Origin of the sequence: Paracoccus haematequi, assembly GCF_900631945.1 — a bacterium.
Classification (GTDB): Bacteria; Pseudomonadota; Alphaproteobacteria; order Rhodobacterales; family Rhodobacteraceae; genus Paracoccus; species Paracoccus haematequi_A.
Window position 1 is genome coordinate 1 of record NZ_UZWE01000083.1, and the last position, 1,794, is coordinate 1,794.

The following is a 1,794-nucleotide window of genomic DNA, read 5'->3' on the forward strand; positions in this document are numbered from 1 at the left end:
GGCTTGGCGATCGGGCCGATCTCGGTGCGGACCCATTTCTCCAGCTCGGCCCGCAGCGCGTCCGAGGGCTCGACCCCGTTCATCAGCGTCACATAGGCATAGATGCCCTGCCCCTTCAGCGGATGCGGATAGCCGACCACGGCGGCCTCGGCGACCTTCTCGTGGGCGACCAGGGCCGATTCCACCTCGGCCGTGCCCATCCGGTGGCCCGACACGTTGATCACGTCGTCCACCCGCCCGGTGATCCAGTAGTATCCGTCCTCGTCGCGCCGGCAGCCGTCGCCGGTGAAGTAGTAACCCGGATATTGCTGGAAATAGGCCTCTTCGAACCGCTGGTGGTCGCCCCACAGCGTGCGCATCTGGCCGGGCCAGCTGTCGGCGATGCACAAGACCCCCTCGGCCGGGTTGCCCTCCTGCACGGCGCCGGTCTGGGCGTCCAGCACCGCGGGCCTGATGCCGAAGAAGGGCAGCGTGGCAGAGCCGGGCTTGGTCGGGATGGCGCCGGGCAGCGGCGTGATCAGATGCCCGCCGGTCTCGGTCTGCCACCAGGTGTCGACGATCGGGCAGCGGCCCTGGCCGATGTTGTCGTTGTACCAGTGCCAGGCCTCGGGGTTGATCGGTTCGCCCACGGTGCCCAGGATGCGCAGGGACGACAGGTCGTGGCCCTGGATCGGATCGGTGCCCTTGGCCATCAGCGACCGGATCGCGGTCGGCGCGGTATAGAACTGCGTCACCCGGTGCTTGGCGCAGACCTCCCAGAAGCGGCCGGCGTCGGGATAGGTGGGCACGCCCTCGAACATCACCGTGGTGGCGCCGTTGGCCAGCGGGCCATAGACGATATAGCTGTGGCCCGTCACCCAGCCCACGTCGGCCGTGCACCAGAACACGTCGCCGTCCTTGTAGTCGAAGACGTATTGATGCGTCATCGCCGCATAGACCAGATAGCCGCCGGTGGTGTGCACCACCCCCTTGGGCTTGCCGGTCGACCCCGAGGTGTACAGGATGAACAGCGGATCCTCGGCCCCCATCGGCCGGGGCGGGCAATCCGGGCTGGCCGCCTCCATCAGCGCCTTCACGTCCACGTCGCGGCCCTGGATCCAGGTGGTCTGGTCGCCGGTATGCTTGACGACCAGGCAGCGCACCCGGTCCGAGCAGTGCAGCAGCGCCGCGTCGGTGTTCGACTTCAGGTTGGTGCGCCGGCCGCCGCGCGGCGCGGTGTCGGCGGTGATGACCAGCTTGGCGCCGCAGTCGTTGATGCGGTTGGCCAGCGCATCCGGGGAAAAGCCCGCGAAGACGATCGAATGGATCGCCCCGATCCGCGCGCAGGCCAGCATCGCATAGGCGGCTTCCGGGATCATCGGCAGATAGATCACCACCCGGTCGCCGCGCATGATGCCCTGGGACAGCAGCACGTTGGCGAAGCGGTTCACCTTTTCCGACAGCTGGGCATAGGTGATGTGCTGGGCGGGGGTGGCGGGATCGTCGGGCTCGAAGATGATCGCGGTCTGGTTCGCGCGGGCGGGCAGGTGGCGGTCGATGCAGTTGACCGAGGCGTTCAGCACCCCGTCCTCGAACCACTTGATCGAGACCCGGCCCAGCGTGAAGTCGGTGTTCTTGACGGTGCCGTAGGGCTGGATCCAGTCCAGCCGCAGCCCCTCGCGCCGCCAGAACGATTCGGGGTCCGCGATCGATTCGGCATAAAGCCGCGCATAATCCCCAGCCCCCACATGCGCATCCCCGAAACCCGCCGGAACAGGATGCTTTTCAATCGCTTCAATCGTCATCAGCTTGCCT

At 67.3% G+C, this 1,794-nt stretch carries 1 protein-coding gene; it reads right to left on the reverse strand.

Annotated features, from left to right (window positions below; genetic code table 11):
• Positions 1–1,784, reverse strand: a 1,784-nt coding sequence (acs, locus tag PARHAE_RS20320; protein ID WP_126156323.1) for an acetate--CoA ligase, incomplete at its 3' end; no start/stop codon positions are given.
• Between the last annotated feature and the right edge of the window lie 10 nt (positions 1,785–1,794).